This is a genomic window from Gracilibacillus orientalis (genome assembly GCF_900114645.1).
In the GTDB taxonomy this organism is placed as follows: Bacteria; Bacillota; Bacilli; order Bacillales; family Amphibacillaceae; genus Gracilibacillus; species Gracilibacillus orientalis.
Genome location: NZ_FOTR01000002.1, coordinates 523,590 through 545,409 on the forward strand (window position 1 = coordinate 523,590; position 21,820 = coordinate 545,409).

The window sequence follows — 21,820 nt, forward strand, 5'->3', positions numbered from 1 at the left end:
GCTATGTCTTAAGCCAAATAATTATCATAATGTTAGGGACATTCGCGGTAAAGAGTATAAGCCATAGAGGATCTCAATTATTGAACAAGGTGTTTATCTTTCACTTAGCTTCTTTAATTCGTTCTGCGTTATTCATTTCTTTAATTCCTTTCATAATCTCTTCAGCAGTCATCATTAACCACCTCATTTAATATTAGATCTATTTACACCAATTATACAGTAGACAAATATTATGAAATATATGGCTAATGGTTCAACCCCCTAAAATCACAGTTCTTCACCTATAGAGAAGATTTGTATTAATTGAAGAGTAAGCCAATATGTATCACTCAGCTAGTATTTAAAAAATGACCCCCTTCTATAATTAAGAAGGGGGTCATTCATATTGCAAACGGCTACTATATTTTACTACTAAGGTTCTATTTTAAAATGTTTCTCTTTCTTCGGACTTGAGATTAATAGTTAACTCCTTTTTCTTCCCTGGTAACCATTCACCAGTATCGACAATGATTTAGCAGGGAGGAAAAAGAGATGAAAATAGAAAGAAGGTGGAATGAAAACAAGCCTTTGTACAGTTATGTTCTTGTAAATCCCTCTTCCTCTAAATAAGCTCTTGCCTCATTATATGAACGAAAGGTACCATCAAGATTTTGATCGGCATAAACGTTCCACAAATCCTCTTCGTTCAACAAAAGGAGCGATTGTTTTTCTGAATTAATCCATCGCTCCTCTTCAAACTCCTCTACAAGAGGCGCTTCAGCGGATGTTGATACCAATGATTCTATTGACTTTTGAATGACAGTACGTAATTCCGCATCAGAAAAGTCTCGGATATTAATCAAGCCTTTGTGATCCGTATCATAGCCATTCAGATATTCTGCATAAACAAATCCATTTCCATTGGGATGCAAATGATAAACAACATTCTTTTTATCATTAGCGCTTTCTTCATAGTGAAAATTAACTCGATTCATTGATACATTATGTCTTGTTAGTTCAGGAAAAGATTCAACTATTTTTAATTTTTGGTCAAAAGTTAACATGTTACCTCCATTTTTTAGACAGATAAGATTAATGTGAATTATAACACGATAGTAGAACATCACCAAATCGTTTGATAGCTTTGGGGGCGAGACCCCTTAAAAAGACAGTTGTTCGTATGGAGGACGATCTGTATTTATTGAAGAGAGAGTCAACCATTATGTAGCACCTTACCAGTTTATTTACCACTTACTTAATAACTACATATTTGATCACCTTATTTATCACGTTTTAGAACTTATAATGAATAAATGTCCTAGTTAGACTCATTCAAAATTACAAAAAAATATGTTATAATAAAAGCAAGAAATGTATATACTAAATAACCCGTAGCAGTCACTACGGGTTATGGATAAGCGGTTCCCCCAGAGGAATCGGCTATCAGTTGTTGATAGACCTCTCCTAGTTACTTCTTGGGCAAATAGGGAGGTCTATTTTTGTTTGATCAGTGACACGATCAAAGCGAGCAATGCAATCAAGAAGGTACCAAAACCAAATAGCACCATAAAACTTTCATACATACTCGCAAGGCTACCCCCTTTGTATGGGGATTAGCCGACCTTACCCTAAAAGAACGTTATCCTTTATTAGTATAACATAATAAATACGAACGTTTATTCCCTTTTTATGAAAAGTTCCAGAATCAACCTGTTAAAACGAATACCCTCCATCCGCTCTATCAATCCATTTAAGTCCTTCTTCCACTATCTACAAGATTGATCAATAGTCATCGAACTGGTAAGCGCGCAAAGGTTCATTTTGATCATGTAACACCTTAGTAGCATATCTTTTAAAAATTTTTATTTATTCACAGAAGCGTCATAGGTTGAATCAACAGCTTCTTTAAGTGCCGCATTAAATTCTTCATCTGTTTGTTTCACATTTAAATCCTGGCTTAGTGCTCTTGAAAAGCTGGCGATTAATCCGTTGTTTTCTTTTAGTTTTTGATTAGCTTCTTCACGAGAATAACCACCAGATAAAGCAACAACACGAAGTACCCGTGAATGTTGAATAAGCTCTTTATACGTATTAGCTACAGTTGGGATCGTTAATTTTAACATTACGCTTTGATCATCAGATAACTGATTCAATTGGCTGAGTATCTCTGCTTTTAGAATGTCTTCTGATTTTTTCTTCTCAGGATTGTGAATATCTACTTCTGGTTCAATAATAGGTACCAATCCAGCAGCAATAATTTGTTTCCCGATTTCAAATTGCTGATCAACAACAGCCTTGATTCCCTCTGGATTCGCTTCATGGATCACGGAACGCATCTTTGTACCAAAAATATTACGTTCATTTGCACGTTTTAATGTTTCGTCTAAATCAAAAATTGGTTTCATCAGTTGTACACCGTTAGATTGATCGGCTAAACCTTTGTCTACTTTTAAGAATGGAACAATACCTTTCTTCTCAGCTAAATAGTCAGCTGTGTACTGTCCTTCGATTTTGCTATCCATCGTTTGTTCAAATAAAATGGCACCGAGAATATATGAAGAATCAAAAGCAGGAGAAGTAATAATACGTGTACGCATCTCGTGTACTAAAGCAAACATCTCATCTTCATTCTGATAAGTGTCTTCTTTAACCCCATAAGCTGCTAACGCTTTCGGAGTGCTCCCGCCACTTTGGTCAAGTGCTGCAATAAATCCTTTTCCATTTTTCATTTTTTCGAATTGGCTCTCTTGCATTTTGTCAGCTCCTTCTTAATTAATAATTCTCGTTTCTTCTATAAACATGAAAAAAATACCCTTCACAATAAGTGTACACTAATAAAATGCAAAATTATAGCAATGCATTTTATTAGTGTACACTCACTGATGTTTCTGTTAACTTCTGCTTATAGACTAAAATTGGCTCATAAGTGCCCGGATATGAAACGTTATTTTTCGACGGTTTTAACCGTTGACATTTGGATTATAATAAAAGTACGTCTATACTGTATCTCATGAAAAGAGGAAAGGATATATGTTTAACCTTATAGGTTATCGCACACTAAAAACTGCGGTAGGTGCGGCACTTGCCATATTCATAGCAGAGCAGCTGCAGCTTGATTTTTATGTATCAGCAGGAATTACCGCGATACTTTGTATATCGGTGACAAGAAAAGACTCTCTAAAATCTTCATGGCAGAGAATCGTAGCGTGTGTCATTGGATTAGCATTAGCGTCAGTTATGTTTGAATTTATCGGGTATCACGCTATTGTGCTCTGTGCTTTACTGCTTCTGTTCATTCCGATAGTCGTGTATTTTAATGCAAAAAAAGGCATCGTGACAAGCACTGTATTTATGCTTCATCTTTACACACTTGAACAAGTTACATTGGGTATTCTGTTCAATGAAATCTTGCTATTATTAATTGGGGTCGGAGCGGCACTGTTAATGAATACATATATGCCAAGCAATGAAAAACAAATGCGAAACACTCAACGAGAAATCGAACAATGTTTTCAAAAAGTTTGGTATGAATATGCACGCTTTTTACGGGGAAATATCACGGATTGGAGCGGGGAGGAACTCATAACCGCTTCCAAGAAAATAGATGATGGGCTTGCAAATGCGTTAAAGACGAGCGATAACCATATATTTCGTCATGATGATTACTTTTACCATTATTTTAAAATGAGAGAAAAACAGCTTGAAATTTTGAATCGTATGCTACCGTTGATATCAACGCTTGATCACACAGTCGTGCAAAGTCAAAAAATAGCTGAATTTATGGCGGAGTTGAGTAAGGCCGTTCATCCGGGCAATACCGCCATCTTCTATTTAAAACAGTTGCATGAATTGAAGGAAGCACTTCGTGAAATGGAGCTTCCACATTCCCGAAAAGAGTTTGAAGTAAGATCTGAATTATTTCATTTATTGTATGAAATAGAAATTTATTTAACCATTAAGAAAAAATTCAAACCAGACCCGAAACGGAATTAACGTTTATAAATGCTTCCGAAATATTTGAGCCTTTGTCACCTAAGAGTCAGATACATCTCAACTACTTTAAGCTGTTTTCATATTGACTAATACAAACAGAGTTATTTGGTAGAAAAGACTACGAAATAACTCTGAAAATATTCCAAAAGGCAATGCCATCGCCCCACCTTTATATATCTAAAGAGGATAACAATTACCTTGCTTCCATCTCTGAATCTTCATAGCTGCTTGCTCTTTTATGTTTAATAAGTTGCCATACAAACCAAGCGAGCACAGCTACCCAAATAACCATTCCTAAAATCAGAGAAATACCATAGTCCAGGTTAAAGCCTTCCGGGGCATAGAAGAAATACGTACTTACTACTGCTGTCATGAACAATGCCGGAATACTACAAATCCAATGAAACTTGTTATTTTTCACTAGATACATAGTTGCTGTCCACAACATCACCGCAGCAACAATCTGATTCGAACCCCCAACATAGCGCCAGAGGAAGCTATAATCAATCGTAGTTAGATATAGCGTTGCACCAGTCACAGGTATCGTAAGTAAAGCTAATTTCCTCTTCCCATTAAAATCTTTCTTCGTCAGTTGAGTCAATACTTCCGCAAGCATCATTCTGGAAGAGCGTAATGCCGTATCACCCGTGGTAATTGGGAGAACCACAATACCTAAAATGGCGATGAATCCGCCAAATGCACCTAACGTCGTAATACTAACTTCATTAACGACCCCAGCTGGACCTCCTGCATCCAGTGCTGTTTGCAATGCACCCGTACTACCAAAAAAGGTCATCCCTGCTGCTGCCCAAACCATAGCAATTACGCCTTCACCAATCATAGCACCATAAAAAACTTTTCTACCTTCACTTTCTTTTTTTAAGGTTCGAGCTAAAATGGGACTTTGCGTACTATGAAATCCAGAAATCGCCCCACAGGATATTGTTACCATTAACAATGGCCAAATAGGCAATTCCCCAGGGTGTAAATTACTTAATGTTAAATTGGGGATTGTATGATCAAAAAAGAAGAACATTCCAATACCGATTGACACAGCCATAAAAATTAAGATAGCTCCAAATATAGGATAGACTCTTCCGATTATTTTATTAATTGGTAGAATCGCCGCAAGTATAAGATAAGTAAAAATAATAACCAACCAAGTTGTCGTGTTAAGTGGTGTTATTTGTGTAAGTAACTGGGCAGGTGCCGCAGTAAATGCCGCTGCCACTAAAACCATTAATATGATCGAAACAATTGTTGTAATGAATTTCATTTTATCGCCCAAATATTTACCGACAAGTGTTGGAAATTGAGCTCCATTATGTCTAAGTGATAACATCCCTGAAAAGTAATCATGTACTGCTCCAGCAAAAATACAACCAATAACAATCCATATAAATGCGACCGGACCATATAACGCACCCATTATTGCGCCAAATATCGGACCGGTTCCAGCGATATTCAATAGTTGAATTAAACTAGCTTTCCACCAACTCAATGGCATATAATCAAGACCATCATTGTTTGTATAAGCAGGCGTTGAATCCTGGTCATTAATACCAAAAATTCGTTCAACCACCTTCCCGTAAACAATGTAACCCACAATTAATAATACAATAGATGCTATAAAAGTAACCATCGCTGAAACCCCCTTTTTCAAAAATGAAATATTATAATAGTATAGTGAATGGAGGGAAAAAGCAATGATCCTTTCTAAATTTTCAGCCATCTATTGTTCTAACAGGTAACTCTACATTTGATTCTTAATACCATATGTATGGAAAAATATCTTTTTGCTAGAAAACCATAATTCACTATTTCTTAACATCATTTAAGTACGCATTTTTCTATACAGGATTTCCTTAGGGTTTACAATAATTAATATGGACCTATTACTATTGATGAATATTTAGTGGAATTTGACCAACCATCTATGTTTTCTGTTGCTTAAATTATTTTGGTCAAAGAAAAGTGGGAGTATTAAAACAATACTCACCTCAGCTTTCTCTATTTTTTTCCTCATCACATAAAGCCAGTGATAAAAATCTTCACAAAAATAACTAAATATAGTCCAGACAAGAGATTAAACTGCAAATCCCACAAACAAAAAAGCTGAACCCGTTTACTGGATTCAGCCTTAATATTTATTGTTTCCTTAATTAAATAACAGCCCTCTAAGTCTTAATTGCTTGTCAATCATCCTATATGATACCTTCAAGGTCATTCATTCCCTTCAAAGATTATTTCCATTCATTTGATGATCGCTAGAAACATCAAGCATTTTAACCTAAACTACTCACGTATTTGATTTTCTACAGCCTAGGCCACATTAGTATTTTCTTTTACTCCCGTTTTTCTTGTTAAAGAAAATACTGCGCATCCTAAGGAGATGATGATAAGGATGCCACCGAACCAAGCTGTATTGGAGACAGTTCCGGTTTGACTTAACACGATACCACCAAATGCTGACCCAAGAGAAATACCTATTTGTAACGCTGAATTATTAAAGCTTTGCTGAATATCAGATGTAGCAGGATCTGTTTGAATCAAATAGCTTTGTTGTGGTGGAGCTAAACTCCAGCTTAATGCAGCCCAGACCATCATAATCGGTAGAAATAAAATCAGTGAAAAAGTAGTCAATGGTAATATGAATAGCACAACAGCAAATGAAATAATCACTACAATGATGCTTTTTTGAGCTCCAATCGAATCTGAAAGAATGCCTCCGAATGCTCCGCCACTTACCGCAGCAATCCCAAATAATAGATAACATATGCTAATCCAACTGGAATTCAGATGAAGTTCCGTTTCTAAAAATGGAGTGAAGTATGCATAAAGCGTGTAATGTCCTGCTAGCATAAACATGGTTGCAAGATGTGCACTACCTATTTTAAAGCTACTCACTGCCTTTAATTGTTGTGAAAGTGGAATCGTGTTTTCCCCAGGAAACCTCTCCAAAAAGATAGAAATAAGCACAAATGAACCTATAGATAAAATAGCAATCCCTAGAAAAATAATGCGCCAACCGAATTTATCGGAAATCAGAATTCCTAATGGCACTCCCATGACAAGTGACGAACTAATGCCCATATAAATGAGACCCAGAGCCTTTGCTCGATGTGTTGGTGAAACAACTTTTGAAGCTATGGTTAAGGACAGTACAACGATAAGTGCTGTACTCATTGCGGTTAATACCCTTGCAATCATCATAAAGGTAAAATTCGGACTGAAATATGTCATTATATTACCGATAAAGAAAATAGATAAAGATATGAGATATAAACTTTTTCGCTCCATTTTGCTAGTTATGACTAGTAATACAGGACCGGAAACAGCATAAATAAGTGCGAAAACCGTGATTAATTGTCCTGCAGAACTTAGGGAGATGTTTAAATCGTTTGCGATAGTTGGAAGTATTCCACCAATAACTAATTCAACCAATCCAACTGCTACAGTTGATAATGCTAGTATAAAAACTTTTAAATTCATTTTGTTTTACGTCCTTTCTAATAAAAAAATAACAAAGATACTTTTGGATATAAAAAATCCTGATTACAAAAAATGAATAATTCATTTTCTGTAATCAGGATTTTAAGGTTCCTGGTAGAGACCCTCATGCCATATTCTGAGGTTATACAGGTAGATTAATTTATAAGCGAGTACCTTGAACAGTTTACTAGCTATCATTTGATTTTTCAAGTAGTAAATTTTAGCTATGATACTACCATCCAAGTTCCGTTTTATTATGGAATAACAGTATTGTAATCATACAACGCCTTATAATCTTTATTAATAATTGTATTGGTATAAAAAATATGGTATTTACCATGTTATACTATGATAAATTAATACTTGGATTTTAAAGTCGAATAGGAGTTTGTTAGATGACGAGTTTTAAACTAGATTATGAGTCTGTGAAAAGCGAGATACTTCCGCCATTTTCCCTTAACTTAAATGAATCATATACCACTGCGATTTACAGTGATACAGATATGCAAGCTGAATTATTACATACGATTCGCAGTAATGGAGAAATTACCGTGTTTGATCAGCAAGAAGGATTATATGATCGTTTGACAGTCGTTGATAATGTTTCTTTTTATCGTAAATGGTTCGGTTGTCCGATACCATTGCCTGAAATTCTTGTGCTGTTCGAACTGCAAATGTGTGCCAAAAAACCTTTGCGGAAATGTTCACAGTCTGAGATCTGTCGTGTGTACTATGCCAAATATTACATGATGAATAAGCATCCAATGGTGTTCCAAGAGCCCATTCATGGTGTCGATATAAAGACGATAAATACCTTTATCAATATGCTTAAAAAGGTAACAGACAACAAGACACCAGCACTTATTTTAGTATCTAATCTGGAACATGCTCTGCTTCTTAGCGATGTTGCCTATAAGTTGCAGGAAAAAGGGCTGCAAGAAATTGAAGTAGATATCGCGGAGAAGGATGAGGTGACACCTGAGGCTGAATCCGCTCCTAAACCATCAACGCTAAAATTATTCAAAATTCCTGCGAAGGTAGAAGATAAAGTCATTTTATTCGATCCGCTGGAAATTGATTATATCGAAAGCCAGGATGGAAGAGCCATGATTGTTATTAATGAAGAATCATTTGCACTGGATTCGACATTGGCTGAAATAGAAAAGAAATTAGAAGTGTATGGATTTTATCGATGCCACCGATCATACATAGTAAATTTGCAAAAGGTACGGGAAATTATCACATGGTCAAAAAATACATACTCACTCAGAATTGATAATAAACCTAAGTCAACCATTCCGTTATCACGGACGAAAATACAAAGTATTCAAGATATGTTTAATCTGAAATAAGTACAGTTCAGCTTTACCGAGAAACATAGGCCCCTTTTGAGGCGTTCATTCACCCTGAAATAGATACAGTTAGCCTTCTTTTCAGTACATCTCACCTTGATATGAGTGCATTCAAAGCCAATACAGGATACGATAGGCTCAGATCACCAAAGGAGGAGTTCAATTGAAACATACAATTGAAGTGAATGGGCTGAGAAAGGTATTTGATCAAAATGCGGCCATTAAAGATGTCAGTTTTTTTGTAAAGCCAGGAGAAATATTTGGGTTATTGGGACCAAGTGGGTCAGGCAAAACAACAACGATAAAGATTCTAACAGGGGAGCTTGGGCAAACAGCTGGTGACGTGAGCGTATTAGATGTAAACTCTCATTTATTTGGAACTGCTGATTTTAGATCCAGAATTGGGATACTCTCAGATAATAGTTCATTGTATGAACGTCTAACCGTATATGATAATCTGAAATTATTTTGTCAGTTATATGATGCACCTCTAGAACAAATTGATGTGATGCTGGATGAAGTGAATTTGAAAGAGGCGCGTAGCAAAGTCGTATCAAAGCTATCAAAAGGGATGAAGCAGCGAGTTCTGCTGGCAAAAGCACTTATTCATAAACCCGAACTCGTATTTTTAGACGAACCTACTTCTGCTTTGGACCCCGGGAATGCGGCACATATCCATCGTGGGCTGCAGAAACTGAATGAAGCGGGGACGACTATTTTTATAACCACACATGATATGGAAGAAGCAACAGCATTATGTGACCGTGTAGCCTTTTTAGACAAAGGTGAAGTACAGGAATTGGGCAGCCCGGATACACTCCGGTATAAATACTCTACACATGCCTTTCACGTTGAAACATTTGAGGATGAACGACTAGTAATTGAAAATGAATCCGGGAACGCAGATAAAATTAGAGAACTAATAGCAAACGGCGAAGTAAAATCAATACAATCGGACAATCCCACACTTGGTCAGATCTTTTTAAAGATAACCGGGAAGGAGCTTGTATAATGAACACCCAACGTATAGGTGCCATTTTTGAAAAAGATTTAAAAGATTTCATGAAGAACATGATGCTTTTGATGATGCCGATCATCCCTATTGTATTGGCATTAATCTACAGTCGCTTGGGCGGAGATGAAGGGCTTCCGATCCCCATGTTATATTTAATTGTCGGAGTCACCTTTTCTTCTGTAACAGCAAGCTGTATGATGACGATGATGGCAGAAGAAAATGAGAAGAAAACATTACGTGGTCTTATGCTTTCACCCGCTTCTTTTCTGGATATCATTATTGGTAAAAGCTTAGTAGTCGGCCTCATGAGTTTAGTAGCTTTAGCTATCTCTCTGTTTCTCGTTGGCATTGAGCCTTTCCTGAATGTTCAGGCAACCATTGGGCTGATTCTATTATTTCTATTCTTTTTATTCCTTGGTATTGGTATTGGATTATTCACGAAATCAATAGCTTCCACATCGGCCTACCTAATGCCGGTAATGTTTTTGTTTGGATTTACACCGATGATTGATTTTCTAGTCCTTGGAGAAGACAATATCGCCATTACGATAGCGGATCTATTTCCGGTCATGCAGTTAATCAAAATGCACGATACCAATTCCTGGACCTCCATAGGTATTGTTGCAATTTGGGCGATTGGTGCCGCACTATTCACTTATATCTGTTTTAAAAAGTCGAGGACTGATGACTGATTGTGAGAAATTTAATGTCTATAAATCTTTTTTTTATTGGCAGGCAGTGCATGCATTTTGAAGCGAATGCGCTGCCTGCGTTTTTATGCTTTATATTTAAGGTCAGCACCCCAGTCGATACGACATTAGTAATTTCACTTGGTTCCCCGTTAATTTCAACGATATTTGACAAACTTTATAAAAATCTCTTGATCGAAAATGGACTAATATCTAATTCTGTTTCACGATTTCCCGTCACCATTTGGCTCAGGATCTCTCCGATCACACTACTGAATTTAAATCCATGTCCAGAAAATCCACAAGCAATAACAACATGATCATGATCAGGATGCTTATCAATGATAAAGTCCTCATCTGGCGTCATTGTATACGTACATGCCTTTCCCATCTTATGTGGACCAACGCTTGGCATACAACGTTCCGCATACCTACTTACATCTCGTTCATCTTGTTCATATGCCGCAAATTCTGCTAGTGGTTGGCTCATATCTCTAGGAATCCCGCCATCATGTCGCCCTATTTTGACACCTGCTTGATCAATACTTGGAAACCCATAATATGTTTCCGTCGGTAATTCAAATGAAAAGGCCGGAAAATGACTTGAATTGTAGATACTCTCGTCTGTCTCAAACCAAGAGAATGTATTTCGTTCCTCTTGTAGTGGTAGATCAAGATTTACTAATGGAAGAAGCTTTCTTGTACCTGCACCAGGCGTCATAATTAAAGACTCAGCTGTAAAGCTTTCCTTCGCTGTCCCCACCTTTACACTATTTTCAAAAGTAGAGATGGATGTTACGGGTGCATTGACCTTAAGCACTGCACCATGTGCTTTTGCATGTTTTTGAAAAGCTCTAATGCTATTCTCACTCATTAATACGCCTGAGTCCACTTCATAACAGCCTATATAACCTTCTGGCACTTGAAAACCATTCCAACGTTGATTCATTTCATCTGCTGTTAATTGCTCTACATTTAAGGAATAGTTTTTCGCACTACTCATCACGTTTTGAATAAATGTTGAATCTGTTTTTCCAACATTAACAACGCCTGTTGGGATAAAAATCTTCTCGTCTGATTGCGCTTGAAGTTCATGCCATAGCTCTTGTGCACGTAATGCCATTTCAACATAGCTTTCGCCTTCACCATATGCATGTCGTATTATTCTTGTTTCCCCATGGTGGGATCCCTCTGCATGCGGAGGATTATAGGAATCAATTAATAATACACGTTTTCCTTGTTTTGCTAAATAATAGCCTGCAGCCATCCCCATCGATCCCGCACCTATTATAATAACTTCATAATCCATCATTTACTCCCCTTTAATGTTAACCAAGTTCATATTTTCAATAATTAGTATCATACCTTCATCAGCAACAAAATTCAATATTTCGTACCTTCATTATGTAGTTGTTGAATCTGAACTTTTAAATCTTTATGTACTGGTTTTTGAGAGTTATATTAATTCTCCCACAAACGGGCCCTATAGTGGAGTGAATTTTTTAAAAACCATAGGATAAATTAATTTTCAGCAATCGAGAAGAAATACAATATTCTTTGATGTGCTAACTTGTAGGAAAGGAGGAATAAGGGATGAAAAATGTAGTATTAAAAATGGACGTTTCTCTTGATGGATTTGTCAATGCAAAAGGTGGAAAGATAGACTGGATTTATGACAATGTTAATAGTGAATTAAAAGCTTACATCACTAATATGCTTTGGGAAGCCGATGTTCACATTATGGGAAGAAGGACTTATCAGGACATGGCTAAGCATTGGCCATCCTCAACAGAAGACTATGCACCTCCGATGAACGAAAAACCAAAAGTAGTTTTCTCGGATACAATGAAGGAAGTTGATTGGCAGTATTCACGCTTGGCAAATAGGGGTATTTCTGAGGAGATATCTCAATTAAAGCAACAATCGGGTAGTTATATTTTGGCTCACGGAGGCGCAAGTTTTGCACAATCTCTTTCAAGACTTGGACTCATTGATGAATACAGACTAATAATTCACCCTGTTATACTGGGGGGCGGACTCCCACTTTTCAAAAACATATCTGATGCAATTAAGCTCAATCTTGTTAATACGAGAGTGTTTGATACTGGAGCGGTTCTTCATACATACCAAACGATTAGGAATTAAGTGCCCTTAACTGAGAACCTATAAAACCTTCAACAACCAATTATTTTATCCCAAAGTGAAAAAGTACAATAAAATCAACGACATGAGAAACTATGGAAAAAAAGGCAATGTTCCTGTTTAGTAGAACATTGCCTTCCATTCAGTCATAAGTTAGTTTCTATTATAGAATTTCTTACAACTTAAAATTATTGATTAATTCATTTAGTTCATTTGATAGTTTATTTAATTGATTGGCACTTAAAGTCACTTGCTCAATTGAGTTACCTGTTTGATCAATGGTTGCTGAGGTTTCTTCAATTCCTGCAGCTGATTCTTCAGACACAGCAGCAATTTCTTCAATAGACTTATTCATATCATCGCTGTTTTCTGCAATATCACTTAAATTCCCTGAAATATATTTAATTCCGTTCGCCATTTCTGAGAGAGAACTATTAATTCCTTCAAACGTTTTTCCAGTAGATATAATGGTATTTCTACCACTTTCTACTTCTTTATAACCCTTTTGCAAGGATTCTGTCACTGTTCCTGTTTCCTGTTGAATATTATTTACAATTTGTGTTATATCTGTTACAGATAAGGATACTTGCTCTGCTAATTTCCGCACTTCATCAGCAACTACTGCAAAACCTTTCCCTTGCTCTCCGGCACGTGCAGCTTCAATTGCTGCATTTAATGCTAACAGATTCGTTTGTTCAGCAATGTCTTTAATAACATTCACCAGTTTAGAGACTTCCTGGGATTGCTTATCAAGTCCACTTACTTTTTCAACTGTTTCTTTTACAATAGAATCAATGATTCCCATTTGATTAATGGATGAATTCATCTGTTTACTACCTTCATCAGTTAACTGAAGAACATGTTGTGAAGAAGAATAAACAGTCTCACCACTATTATTTGCTTCTTTTATTTTATTACTAAAATGGTTCATTGAATAAGCTATGTCACTTGTTGTGTTTGCTTGTGATTCTGAACCACTTGCTAACTCTTGCATGGTGCTAACTACTTGTTCGCTTCCTTCTTTAACATTGTTAGATGATTGCATTAATTCATAACTTTGATCATTGAGAGTCTTGGTTACATTAGTTATTTGATTCAACATGTCTTTCAAATTGTCATTTACACGATTAGACGCATAAATTAAATCAGCAATCTCATCCTTTGAATTCGAAACTAATGGTTCACTGCTTAAATCGCCACAAGCAATTAAGTCCATGCGTTCTTTTAATTGAATAATTGGTTTGGCAATAATTCTTGGCACAAAAATCGATAATAAAACTATGATAATAAGTAAGACAATGCCAGATATAATAGCTATGATAGTATTGGATTCAGCATGTTCCAGGGCCAACTGACTGCTTTCTCTGCTCTCTGTCTCTCTGGTCAGAGCTAAATCTAAGAATCCATTCGTCGTTTCTTCAATTAACGGGTCTATCTTTCCTTCCAATATTTGTGCTGCTTCTTCTGTTTCTCCAGCGTGCATTGCCGGGAAGTATTCCTCATCTACTATATTATATATTTGATCAATGTTTTCAGCTAATTCAGTAGTAGTTGAATTATTGGTGATTTGTAATAAGTCCTCTTTAAAACCTAACCCAGCTTCACGTATTTCCATAAAAGCTTGCTCATGGCTTTCATCCTCAGAAATCAAATATCCTCTTAGTTCATTTTGCTGACTAGCAAGTACACTCAATAATTTATAATCTGTCGCAAGTAATGGAATTTCCTTATTAGCAAGTTGTTCCGTTTCTTTTGACATATCACTAATCGAATAAACTAAATAAAAACCAACACCTAAAACTAAAATGGCTATAAGGGAGAAAAATGCCATTATCTTCGTTTTAATACTCTTGAATTGGAATAATTTTTTCATGTTGTATTCACTCCATGTTTTATAGTTGGAAAGCTAAATAAACTTTACCCTGCTTATCATATCGACCAAAACATGAATTATTGTAGTTTTTTCGACAAAATAACCTATATTTTTTTATCGATCATGTACACAGATGAGTTGGTAAAATAGTTACTTTATCAGATTAATATACGAAGTCTCGATTCGATTCAGCTCTGAAACCAAATGACATGGACAGATAAAATGTGTGATGCTAGAAGTACCAAAATTAAGCATATACTTAGCAGAAGCTGGTACACCATAACAGTAGCACTGCAAAACTTCTGGGGGAAACACAATGCTATCAAGGTAACCTTTGCATTCATTAGCTCTCTTGGGATTTATTTAGGTTTAATACACTAAAATGCAAAAAGGTTTAAATGAAGCCAGGAACCCTTATAATTAAGGGTTCCTGGCTTTTGATTTTGTAAAATTGTGTATTTTTAAATCATCTAAAGAAATACCGGTTGTCAGTCACTCATCGCTACTACATGTATGATTTGTGCAAACATGCCAATCGACTATATATCTTTACTAAAATATACTCGTATCCAGCTTATTTCTCTCAAAATCATCAAGCAATGTACGGACTTCATCCGTTGAATTTGTGCTCATCAACTGATTTCTTAATTCACTTGCCCCTCGAAACCCACGGACATAGATCTTAAAAAAACGACGAAGAGGCTTGAATAGACGTGGCTCTATTTCTGTATATTTATCATGGAGATCCAGATGCAATCTTAAGAGATCTAACAATTCCTTACTACTAGGTTCTTTAGGCTGCTTTTCAAAGGCGAATGGATTTGTGAAAATACCACGCCCAATCATCACTCCATCCACACCGTACCTGCGAACGAGATCCAGACCAGTTTGACGATCAGGAATATCCCCGTTAATTGTCAAAAGTGTATCTGGGGCCACCTCATCACGAAGTTTTTTAATATCTGGAATCAATTCCCAATGTGCATCCACCTTACTCATTTCCTTTTTGGTACGCAGGTGAATAGAAAGATTAACGATATCTTGTTTCAATAAGTGTCTAAGCCAGTCGTGCCATTCCTCTACATCAGTGTAACCAAGTCTTGTTTTCACACTAACAGGCAATCCCCCTGCTTTTGCTGCTTGTATTAGCTCTGCTGCAACTTCTGGACGACGGATAAGACCGCATCCCTTCCCATTTGCTGCTACATTTTGGACAGGACAACCCATATTGATATCCACACCGCGAAAACCTTCCTCGGCCATTCCAATACTCATTTGCCGAAAATATTCCGGTTTATCCCCCCATATATGCGCCACCATCGGTTGTTCATCTTCTGTAAAAGTCAAACGCCCACGCACACTCTGGTGTCCTTGTGGATGACAATAACTTTCCGTGTTTGTGAATTCAGTAAAAAACACATCAGGTCTACCTGCTTCGCTCACTACATGGCGAAAAACAACATCTGTCACATCTTCCATTGGTGCTAATATAAAAAACGGTCGTGGTAAATCACGCCAAAAATTATCTTCCATAACTCAATTTCCTTTCATTATCGGGGTATTAGAACACCCCTAATGTAACAAAAAATAAAAAAGCAAAGAAATCTCTGCTTCTTTTATACTTATATCATTGTTAAATCCTTTTTTCAAACTACAGTCAACCTTGATTATTATACTATTTAATATGAACAAAGAAAAGAGCAAATATAAGACATGGAAAAATAGCTAGTCTTTCCTTTTATTCCTCTCCTCCTTCCTTTCCAAAGTTAAGTAGTCATTGGTTTTAACTATTGCTATATCATGTTTTTCTGCAAATACAATTAAATCGTCATACGCTTTCGGAGGTTGGAGTACAACTAATCTAATGTTGTGTCCTTTATCTACTTTTATAATGGCGGCTTTTTTGGCCCATCCGGCACGTATGAATTCCATTTGATTTACTCGGTCGGGGTAAATCTCCTTTTTTATAATAGATCTTTTATATAATAATACTTGGTATACTAAATGGTCATTCTGTATTTTAAATGTTAATTGAACGGAAGTAGCTAATGCAGCTACAAATAATAAATATAATAGGAATAAAGGTAAAGAGGATCCATAATAATCCGATAATATATTCCATAATATCACAACAAAGAAAATACTAATGGTCGACCATCTTAGCGCGTTTATATGATACTCCACAGAACAATCCTCCTCTCCTTGTATATATGTGTCACTAACAAGGTTGAATTTCTTTATACTCCATAAAAACACTTCGAAAATTCCCTAATGTACAATCATCTAAAAATGAACTTTGATACTTTAATCAATATAAATTTTCTCCAAATCAAACTGACTACGATTACTGTAAGCTTCTACTAGTACGTGAAGAGATTCTCCTTCTGATAAATAGTCCCATATCTCAGCAATATTGCTCTCCCTTGCCTTATCATTTTCAATAATATTAAAATAATCATTTTCGGCAAACACAGAGGTTTTAACTCCGAAATCTCCTTCAAAAGTTACTGTGAATTCGTTATTAAAATATTTTAAATCTCTTACTTCAACAAATCCAAAATAACTAATTGATTCATAATATTTATATAGAAAGATAGTGATAGTTACTAGTACTAAACCCAAGGTGAAAATGCTCTTCTTATTTACTAAATTTCGTTTCATACTTTAAATTCCACATCCCCTAATACTAGTCATTTTCTGAATTTCAGCGTAGTATCTAAATAATCATTTCAGGCTAGTGTCCTCTATTTATCGTTCAAGCTTTTATTATTTAAGGTGCCCTTTACATTTGTAATAGCACACTATTGAGGTTTAGGATAAGTAATAATGGATTAGAGATTTCTTTGAATAGTCAATGCCTTAAAATGAAACTAGATTTTCTCGCGCCAAACGAGTTCATATGTAAAAGATCTATGGTCACTTTATGTTTCTACTTCGTTGCCAAAGCGAATATACCCTTCAGTTATTCGTTTCATACGTTTCTGGTTCTTGGAAACGATTGTCGAATTTATCTAATAATAATAATGCACCAAATGTAACAGTAACACCTATTATGACAAGTGAAATCACAATAGTAACAATATAAACCAATAATTTTTTCCAACCTAATTCTTTCATCATTTGTATCAAAATTACACCTCCGACAAATATCACCATTTACCATATTGTAACAAAAACACCACTAATTTTGCGGAATAATTTCAGATATCTGCCTTTCATATAAACGGTCAGACCTTATAGGAAATAAACAAGAATCCAAATTCTTAGCAATTAAACGATACTAAAAAAGGGCACTAAACATAATTACTTGTCATGTTCAGTGTCCTTTTTTTATCAATTCTTATAACTTTTTAAAATGGATAAGTTTTATCACTTTTCGAATTTAAGTTGAAAGACCCTAAGGTTTTTTTCTAGTTTAGTGTTGACATACCGTAAACACCTACTTCAAATAAGATATGTTACTTACGTTTCATTAGTCAGTAATCCATGTCCTTATTGATTTTTAATGATTTGACTTAACCGAAATATTCCTATTTTAATTTCAGCTAGCGAAGCAAACCCAAAGGATAATCGTATAAACTGTCCTGATTGTTCTGCATAAATACTGCCAGGATTAAGAAGAAGGCCTTTGGATAATGCTTTATCAAATAACCTTTTTACTTTAAATGTAGGTTTTATCTTAATCCAAATGAAGAAACCACCTGTTGGAACATCCCATGTAGCATAAGAACTTAAATGTTTGTTCAAAGCTTCTAATGCTTTTCTTCTACGAACTTTAAGCTGTTCTCTTACAGTTTCAAGATGTTGATCATATAATCCACTGGATAACCACTCCGTTGCAACGAGCTGAGACAACGCACTTGATCCATAATCCGATTGCATTTTTAAATCAGCCAATCGGTTAATAACTGATTCTGATCCCACTACCCAGCCAATTCGTAAACCAGGACTTAATGTTTTTGACAAACTACCAAGATATAATACATTCCCATAATAATCCATTGATTTTAATGTTTCTGGTGGCGAGCTATCCATCCATAAATCACGATACACATCATCTTCAATAACAGGAAGTTGTTCTCTTTCGCAGTATTCAATGAGTTCCTCCCTTCTTTTCTTCTGCATTAACGTGCCTGTTGGATTATGAAAGGTTGGAATGGTATATAAAATACTCTTTCCTTTTTCCTTTGTCTGATAAATTGAATCTACCTTAATCCCATCCTTATCCATTGGTAATCCCTTCAACTCCATCCCCACAGATTGAAAAACAGTCAACGAATAAAGGTAAGATGGCACTTCTAAAAATACAGTTGACCCTCTTTGTAGAAGTCCTATTGAAATAAGATGTAAAGCCTGAAGTGCACCTGAAACCACAAGAATAGATGATGGAGATACGTCCATTCCTCTTATTTTTAGATAGTCACTAATTGCTTGGCGTAACTTTATATTTCCCTTTGGTTCTTCATATCCAAAGGGTGTCAATTGATTCGAAACCTTTTGTACAATGGACCTCATTTCTTTTAAAGGGAACATCTCTGATGATAATTCTCCTTTACTTAATTGAATCAAATTATTATTAGATTCAGCTTCATTGATTTCCTGTACCGTTGAAATACTCGGTTTATGAATACCTAAAGTGACGTTTTCATTCCAATTGGTTGAGGGTCGGTTTCCCATCAAAGTCCAAGTGTTATTTGTGACAACAGTCCCTTTTCCTGCTTTTCCTTCGATCAGTCCGTCTGCCATTAGTTCTTCTAGTGCTGTTATGATTGTACTTCGATTGACATCAAACATTTTTGCCAGATGACGTTGACTTGGAATCCGACTACCTATTTCCCACTCACCCTTGGAAATTTTGTCTTTTATGAAATCAACGATCAATTGGTATTTTGGCTTTTTCATATGTACTCCTTTTTCCAAACAAAGTTTCAAAGTGGTTGGTTTTTTTCTATTTAACCTGTTGAAGACATTTTATCAAAGTCATATTAAGATGAGAAGCATCAAATCTCACTGGTTGGATTGAAACATAGAATGAGGTGTATTTATGATAAAATCTTTAGATTTAAAACTTACTTCTGCCCATTTGATTACAATTATTTTATGGGCATCAGCATTCCCTGGGATAAGAGCTGCACTGACTGCTTATTCACCTGAACATGTGTCCCTTTTACGATTATTAATTGGATCATTAATATTGATTCTTGTTGCGGCTATTCAAGGAATTCGTTTACCGGAACTAAAAGATGTACCTATAATTTTATTGCTTGGTTCTTTAGGATTTTCGGTATATCAGACAGCACTAAATTATGGGGAACAAACCATTAGTGCTGGGGTTGCTAGTTTATTAGTTTCAACAACACCTATATTTACAGCTTTGTTGGCTTTACTTTTTTTCCGTGAGAAATTTGGATTCTGGGGATGGGTAGGCTCATTAATTGGATTTTCTGGAGTGGCATTTATTTCTTTAGGTGGGACAACTGCAAGTTTTTCTTTAAATATCGGAATTATTCTAGTTTTAGTTGCATCCCTTTCAGAAAGTATTTACTTTGTTTTTCAGAATGCTTATCTAAAAAAATATGGTTTTGTTCCATTTACAATGTACACGATTTGGTCAGGTACTATATTCTTGATGATATTTTCCCCAGGTCTTGGAGAGGCGATCATTCATGCTCCCATAGATATAACATTAGTGGTTATTTATCTAGGAATTTTTCCAACGATTATTCCTTACTTTACCCTAGCGTATATTACTTCACAAACAGGAGCATCAGAAGCAACCAGTTCTCTTTATTTAACCCCTGTTGTCGCTTTTCTTATAGCATGGATCTGGCTTGGGGAACTGCCTACTATTTATGCAATAATTGGTGGGCTAATTACGTTGGGTGGAGTCTTTTTATCAAATATGAAAAAAACAGATTAATCAACCTACCTCTACTAGAACTATAGATCGTGTGCTATAAAATAAAAGACAGAAAAAAGTGCTTGAGTTTCTCAAAACCATTCACTTTTTCTGTTAATATTACTTTTAATAGAGCTACCTTATAGTTTAAAAGGTTTTATTTCACATTCTCTAAATTTCTTAATAAATACGGTATAGCAGTATTAACATACATCACTAATTGATTCATTTGCTCTAAGAAGTCAACATTATCGGGAGAACCTATATTTACGGATAGTTGTTATTTATTTTTTATTACCGAAAAAGGGAATCAATTTCGGAAACCTTGTTGCCGTTTAATGTATGCGTAATGTCAAACGTATCACCTTCGCCATTATGGTTCAACGCAACATCAAGGTCGTGAATTATTTGTTCCGAATATTCATACGCCTTTTTCATTTCTTCGTCGGCTTCTTCCCATTGATCGTAACGTGCAGTGTCTTCTATTGCTTGCCCTTCTCTTCCAAGGTGTGAAGTCCTTACAAACTGAAGATGACCAATGATGGCTCTCATTTTTCCAAGGTTTTCAAAATCGGTTTTCAGGTCTTCACTATCTCGTAAATCAAAATCGTATTTCATCATAGATTCTTGAAATTCTTGCGTTTTCAAGTAGTAATTAAACCCCTCATCATAATCCGTTTCTTGTAATCTTGGGTCGTTTGATTGTTCCGAAAAACTTTCAGATTGTTCCGCAATGAATTCCGCAAATTCTCCCGTTTTTAATGATTCTTTTGTTATTTTGCTTAATTGCGTCTTTTCTTCTTTTTCAACGTTTTCAACCCTTGGAACTTCCTTCGTTACCTTTGCTTCCGCTTCCACCTCATCATTTCCATTACCCTGCGACAAGAAAGGAATGAAACCTATAGCTGAAGCGGCAAGAACAACCGCCAAAATTCCCGTTATTTTCTTTTTATTCAATTTTATTTACCCCTATTTTTGGAAAATATCAACAGTTATACTGTATCAAATCATTTAAAAAGACGTAAAGGAGGAGAACCCCCTTACGCCACAAGTCTTATTATTTATCCGACAATAGAAATCGGTTCAATCGTGAAATTCGTAGAAGAGAGAGCGTCATCCAGGTATTCCTTAATCACCAATCTGCTTATCGTTTAGCTGGTGCTATTCTGATGAATTACAAACGAAAATAAAGCTCTAATAACCTTGAGAAAATGCGCTATTTTAAGAAGGGGATCCCCTTCCCCCTCTTTAAAATATAAAAACTTCTAAAATGGAATAATGGTTAATACATGTATCATGAATTCACACATAAATACGGACTTGACACTGTTATATCAATTTTTGCGACAAATCTTTATCCTTGCTCATCAGATTTGTCTGTTATAT

General features: G+C 35.7%; 19 protein-coding genes, 1 pseudogene and 1 riboswitch. Of the genes and pseudogenes, 7 read left to right on the top strand and 13 right to left on the bottom strand.

All coding sequences use genetic code 11. The features are described 5' to 3' along the window. Positions 1–575: 575 nt before the first annotated feature. The 3 genes from BM121_RS05875 to BM121_RS05885 form a co-directional block, all read right to left on the bottom strand. On the bottom strand, positions 576–1,043 hold the full coding sequence (locus tag BM121_RS05875; protein WP_091482329.1) for a hypothetical protein: 468 nt from the start codon (positions 1,041–1,043) through the stop codon (positions 576–578). A 429-nt stretch (positions 1,044–1,472) separates the two neighbouring features. Further along, positions 1,473–1,562: a putative holin-like toxin gene (locus BM121_RS05880; RefSeq protein ID WP_091482331.1), complete on the bottom strand. Its 90-nt coding sequence runs from the start codon at positions 1,560–1,562 to the stop codon at positions 1,473–1,475. 279 nt (positions 1,563–1,841) lie between these two features. Further along, entirely contained in the window at positions 1,842–2,732 is an 891-nt protein-coding gene (locus tag BM121_RS05885) for a fructose bisphosphate aldolase (RefSeq protein ID WP_091482333.1), read from the bottom strand. Positions 2,733–3,009: 277 nt separating this feature from the next. On the opposite strand from BM121_RS05885, the gene BM121_RS05890 reads away from it, so the two are divergent. Next, the gene (locus BM121_RS05890) at positions 3,010–3,972 is read left to right on the top strand and encodes an aromatic acid exporter family protein (RefSeq protein ID WP_091482334.1); all 963 of its coding nucleotides are present in this window, start codon (positions 3,010–3,012) and stop codon (positions 3,970–3,972) included. Positions 3,973–4,165: 193 nt separating this feature from the next. Here BM121_RS05890 and BM121_RS05895 read toward each other — a convergent pair whose 3' ends face one another. Continuing rightward, the gene (locus BM121_RS05895) at positions 4,166–5,614 is read right to left on the bottom strand and encodes a carbon starvation CstA family protein (RefSeq protein WP_091482336.1); all 1,449 of its coding nucleotides are present in this window, start codon (positions 5,612–5,614) and stop codon (positions 4,166–4,168) included. 680 nt (positions 5,615–6,294) lie between these two features. Further along, positions 6,295–7,464: an MFS transporter gene (locus BM121_RS05900; RefSeq protein WP_091482338.1), complete on the bottom strand. Its 1,170-nt coding sequence runs from the start codon at positions 7,462–7,464 to the stop codon at positions 6,295–6,297. 71 nt (positions 7,465–7,535) lie between these two features. Then, positions 7,536–7,634, bottom strand: a riboswitch (purine riboswitch). A gap of 225 nt (positions 7,635–7,859) precedes the next feature. On the opposite strand from BM121_RS05900, the gene BM121_RS05905 reads away from it, so the two are divergent. The 3 genes from BM121_RS05905 (at position 7,860) to BM121_RS05915 (ending at position 10,523) form a co-directional block, all read left to right on the top strand. Next, positions 7,860–8,816, top strand: a complete 957-nt coding sequence (locus tag BM121_RS05905; protein ID WP_091482340.1) for a LytTR family transcriptional regulator DNA-binding domain-containing protein — start codon at positions 7,860–7,862, stop codon at positions 8,814–8,816. A 163-nt stretch (positions 8,817–8,979) separates the two neighbouring features. After that, complete coding sequence (locus tag BM121_RS05910) at positions 8,980–9,828, top strand: ABC transporter ATP-binding protein (RefSeq protein WP_091482342.1); 849 nt, start codon at positions 8,980–8,982, stop codon at positions 9,826–9,828. Continuing rightward, positions 9,828–10,523 carry an ABC transporter permease gene (locus BM121_RS05915; protein ID WP_091482344.1) on the top strand — a complete coding sequence of 232 codons (696 nt, stop codon included), beginning with the start codon at positions 9,828–9,830 and terminating at the stop codon, positions 10,521–10,523. Before BM121_RS05910 ends, BM121_RS05915 begins: the two co-directional genes overlap by 1 nt. Positions 10,524–10,698: 175 nt before the next feature. Here BM121_RS05915 and solA read toward each other — a convergent pair whose 3' ends face one another. Then, positions 10,699–11,829, bottom strand: coding sequence for an N-methyl-L-tryptophan oxidase (gene solA / locus BM121_RS05920; RefSeq protein WP_091482346.1), 1,131 nt, complete (start codon positions 11,827–11,829; stop codon positions 10,699–10,701). 284 nt (positions 11,830–12,113) lie between these two features. Between solA and BM121_RS05925 the strand changes: the two genes are divergently transcribed. Continuing rightward, on the top strand, positions 12,114–12,665 hold the full coding sequence (locus tag BM121_RS05925; protein ID WP_091482348.1) for a dihydrofolate reductase family protein: 552 nt from the start codon (positions 12,114–12,116) through the stop codon (positions 12,663–12,665). Between the two features lie 172 nt (positions 12,666–12,837). Here BM121_RS05925 and BM121_RS05930 read toward each other — a convergent pair whose 3' ends face one another. The 6 genes from BM121_RS05930 to pdxR form a co-directional block, all read right to left on the bottom strand. Then, positions 12,838–14,535 carry a methyl-accepting chemotaxis protein gene (locus tag BM121_RS05930; protein WP_091482350.1) on the bottom strand — a complete coding sequence of 566 codons (1,698 nt, stop codon included), beginning with the start codon at positions 14,533–14,535 and terminating at the stop codon, positions 12,838–12,840. Positions 14,536–15,087: 552 nt separating this feature from the next. Then, complete coding sequence (locus BM121_RS05935; protein WP_091482352.1) at positions 15,088–16,068, bottom strand: tRNA dihydrouridine synthase; 981 nt, start codon at positions 16,066–16,068, stop codon at positions 15,088–15,090. 192 nt (positions 16,069–16,260) lie between these two features. After that, on the bottom strand, positions 16,261–16,719 hold the full coding sequence (locus BM121_RS05940) for a hypothetical protein (RefSeq protein WP_091482354.1): 459 nt from the start codon (positions 16,717–16,719) through the stop codon (positions 16,261–16,263). Between the two features lie 120 nt (positions 16,720–16,839). Continuing rightward, the gene (locus tag BM121_RS05945) at positions 16,840–17,196 is read right to left on the bottom strand and encodes a hypothetical protein (protein WP_091482355.1); all 357 of its coding nucleotides are present in this window, start codon (positions 17,194–17,196) and stop codon (positions 16,840–16,842) included. A gap of 297 nt (positions 17,197–17,493) precedes the next feature. Continuing rightward, positions 17,494–17,664, bottom strand: a complete 171-nt coding sequence (locus BM121_RS21985) for a hypothetical protein (RefSeq protein ID WP_175495340.1) — start codon at positions 17,662–17,664, stop codon at positions 17,494–17,496. A 363-nt stretch (positions 17,665–18,027) separates the two neighbouring features. Then, positions 18,028–19,437: a MocR-like pyridoxine biosynthesis transcription factor PdxR gene (gene pdxR, locus BM121_RS05950; protein ID WP_091482357.1), complete on the bottom strand. Its 1,410-nt coding sequence runs from the start codon at positions 19,435–19,437 to the stop codon at positions 18,028–18,030. A 142-nt stretch (positions 19,438–19,579) separates the two neighbouring features. On the opposite strand from pdxR, the gene BM121_RS05955 reads away from it, so the two are divergent. Beyond that, entirely contained in the window at positions 19,580–20,455 is an 876-nt protein-coding gene (locus tag BM121_RS05955; protein ID WP_091482359.1) for a DMT family transporter, read from the top strand. Positions 20,456–20,728: 273 nt separating this feature from the next. Here the strand turns inward: BM121_RS05955 and BM121_RS05960 are convergent, their stop codons facing one another. Then, positions 20,729–21,391, bottom strand: a complete 663-nt coding sequence (locus BM121_RS05960) for a hypothetical protein (protein ID WP_091482360.1) — start codon at positions 21,389–21,391, stop codon at positions 20,729–20,731. A gap of 104 nt (positions 21,392–21,495) precedes the next feature. Here BM121_RS05960 and BM121_RS21755 point away from each other — a divergent pair. Next, positions 21,496–21,624: pseudogene (locus tag BM121_RS21755) on the top strand (transposase); the annotation flags it as partial. Positions 21,625–21,820 lie beyond the last annotated feature (196 nt).